General features: G+C 73.0%; 3 protein-coding genes and 1 pseudogene. 2 read left to right on the top strand and 2 right to left on the bottom strand.

All coding sequences use genetic code 11. The annotated features are described in order from the left end of the window. Positions 1–345 (bottom strand): helix-turn-helix domain-containing protein (locus AC2CHE_RS26680; RefSeq protein WP_484507584.1); only part of this gene is annotated, 345 nt, incomplete at its 3' end. 140 nt (positions 346–485) lie between these two features. Between AC2CHE_RS26680 and AC2CHE_RS26675 the strand changes: the two genes are divergently transcribed. Further along, complete coding sequence (locus AC2CHE_RS26675; RefSeq protein ID WP_484507583.1) at positions 486–944, top strand: DUF2690 domain-containing protein; 459 nt, start codon at positions 486–488, stop codon at positions 942–944. A 140-nt stretch (positions 945–1084) separates the two neighbouring features. Then, a pseudogene (locus tag AC2CHE_RS26670) lies at positions 1085–1354 on the top strand (hypothetical protein); the annotation flags it as partial. Positions 1355–1386: 32 nt separating this feature from the next. Here the strand turns inward: AC2CHE_RS26670 and AC2CHE_RS26665 are convergent. Then, positions 1387–2929 (bottom strand): EAL domain-containing protein (locus tag AC2CHE_RS26665; protein WP_484507582.1); only part of this gene is annotated, 1543 nt, incomplete at its 5' end.

Here is a 2929-nt window from a genome sequence, read left to right as displayed (position 1 = left end):
CGCAGCGACAGGCGGCGCGGCGGCGGGCCGTGTCCCGTCCTCGCCGTCGCCGGTCGGGCGCACGTGCCCCGGTTGCGCCGTGACGTGGCCGGCGACGACGCGCCACCGCTCGGCCCATTCCGCCTCGTCGCCGCCGAGTGCACGCACGTACGCCAGGGTCGTGTCCAGCGTCGGCAGCCGCCGGCCACCGGCCGCCTCGGACAGCGAACTCGCGGACCGGTGGGCCCGCCGGGCGAGGGCCTGGTAGGTGGGGCGGCCTGCCTTGTCCCGCAGGGTCCTCAGGTCGGCGGCGAACGCCTGAAGCGGGTCGGCGGTGGGGTCCAGGGGGCGTTCCGCCCGGGCCATGGGCCGCTCCTCGAATTGATTGACCACAACCGGGATTCATTGTCCGACGCGACACAGCGTAGAGATCAGTGTTGACGGACGGTAGAGATGAGGAGCCGAATCCCGGGGCTGACACAGCCCACCACAGGTCAGGAGAGACAATGATCCGGAACGCCCGCCGGTTGGCCGCCGCTGCCGCAGGCGCTTTCATCGCCGCCAGCCTCCTGGTCGCGACACCCGCCAGCGCCGCCACCTGTAACGGCCACGGCTGCGACGGGACCGACCCGATCGACACCGGCTGCTCCGCGAACGCCCGCAACGCCACGACCTACCCGAAGTACATCACGCAGGGCTCGACCACCCTCGCCGTCGTGGAGCTGCGCTGGAGCGAAGCCTGCAAGACCAACTGGGGCCGGATCTCCAACCGGGTCAGCCCGAACAACACCGTCCAGGTGCACGTCTACCGGTCGAATCCGTACGCCACCACCAACTGGTACGGCGGCACCGGCCAGCAGTACTACGGGGACCAGCTCTACGGGCACAACATGACGGTCTGCGCGGTCGGCAAGGTGACCACCTCCTCCGGCACGACGTACACCAGCGACCCGCTCTGCGCCTGACGATCCCCCGACGCCGGCCCTGCGGTGCGAGCAGGACCGGCAGACAGGACCACCGGGCCGGCGCGTCGTGGGACCACGCGCCGGCCCGGTGACCATCCACCACGGTGGCGGTGGTGTCGGGAAGCGGGTTCGACCCGAGCAGCGGCGTCGAGGGGGAGTTGTCGGCCCGGTCGTACGCGCTGACCCTCCAGGTGGTGGCCGACCAGAACGCCGAGATCGCGGTCTACCGGCGCTGGTGGGGCGAGCGGCGGGTCGACGGCGTACTGGTCTGCGACCTGCGAACCGACGACGGCCGGGTGCCGGTGCTGGAGGGACTGGGCCTGCCGGCCGTGGTGATCGCCTCCTCCGACTACACCGGCGAGGAGGGTGCGCGAGTGACCCGGCGGCTGCTCAGCTCCCGGCCCCGCCCCCACCAGCAGGTGAAACGGTTGCGCAATTGCGCTCAGCGCGACGTCGAGGGGAACTCCTCGAAGTACGCCTCGACCCGCTCGGCGGTGGCCGGCCGGGCCAGCTCGAAGCCCTGGCCGTACCGGCATCCGGCCCGATGCGCTCCGTCGACCTGGTGGGCCGATTCCAGCTCCTCGGCCACCACCTCAAGGCCCAACCGTTCGGCCACGGTGACCACCACGTCCAGCAGCGGCCGGTGCGGGTCGCTGCCCGCCGTGGCCACCTCCGGCCCGACCTTGAGCAGGTCGATCGGTAGTCGCCGGAGCTGAGCGAGAGAGGCATGCTCGGCCCGGAAGTCGTCAAGCGCGGTGCGGATGCCCATCGAGCGCAACCCGGCCAGCCGGGCGACCACCGTGGGCAGCTCGGCGGCGACCTTCGGCTCGGCGACCTCGATCACCAACTGGTCCGGCCCCACCCCGTACGCCTCCAGCACCGCTGCCGTCCGGGGCACGAAGTCCGGTGAGGTGAGTTCCCGAATGGTCACGTTGACCGCCATCCACAGTCGTCGGCCACCCACCGTCCAGTAGGCCAACTGTCGACAGGCCCGGTCCAGCACCCACACCCCCAACTCGCCCACGATGTCGAGCTCCTCGGCCACCGGGAGCAGCTCCGCCGGGAACACGGTGCCCAGCACCGGGTTGCGCCACCGCAGCAGCGCCTCCGTACCGACCGGCGTCCGATCGGCCAGACCGAGGATGGGTTGGTAGACCAGGTCCAACTCACCCCGGGCGACCGCGCCGGGCAGTTCCCGCTCAAGGTCCAGCCGGCGGACCAACTGCTCCTCCAGGTAGGCGTCGTACCACTCGACCCGGTCGCGGCCGAGCTGAGCCGCGCGTCGTCGAGCCAGGTCCGCCCGGCGAAACAGATCCTCCGGCCGACCCTGGCCCAGCTCGGCCAGCCCGACGCTCGGTCGCGACCGCAGCACCGCCCCGGAGACCTCGTAGGGTCGGCTCAGCGCGGTGAGCAGCCGGGTGCCCAGCGCGTACGCCAGCACCGGTCCGGACCGGCTGACCACCGCGAGCCCACTCCCGGCCAGGCCGAACACCTCGTCCTCATCGGCCGCCACGGCTCGGGCCCGACGCACGGCCTCGGCGGCCACGTCGTCGCGCACCAGCCGGCCGGGCAGCTCGCCGAGGTGCAGGTCGATCACGAGCAGCGCACCGGAGACCGGCTCGGGCCGGGCCGCCAGCGCCCCGAGCAGGGCGACGCGACCGGTCGAGCCGCCCGGCTCGGGGGCGGCCGGCGCGGGGGCGGGGGCGGCCGGCTCCTCCGACACCGTCACGGTGGCGGTGCCGAACACCTCACGCACTACCAGTGGCGGGATCACGGCGAGCGCGAGCAGCACCGCCGTACGGTCGGGCAGGAGGCCGACCTGCAACTGGTGGACGACGGCGAGCACCACCGCGATCGCAGGAAGCACCGCCCGTGGCCAGACGAGCGCGGTCCGCCGGATGGGCGCGGCCTGCGCCGCCTGCGGAACCCCGGCGGCGACCAGCAGCACGCCGACCACCAGTGGCGGCACGGCCAGCAGCGCCGCC

The sequence above is a fragment of the Micromonospora sp. ATLC16 genome, from assembly GCF_057196645.1.
The sequence above is the reverse complement of the archived record's forward strand: the minus strand, read 5'-3'. Positions and strand labels throughout refer to the sequence as shown.

What these genes read in the sequence shown, in the direction of transcription:
- AC2CHE_RS26675 (WP_484507583.1), top strand. Translation starts at nt 486, where the DNA reads ATGATCCGGAACGCCCGCCGGTTGGCCGCCGCTGCCGCAGGCGCTTTC.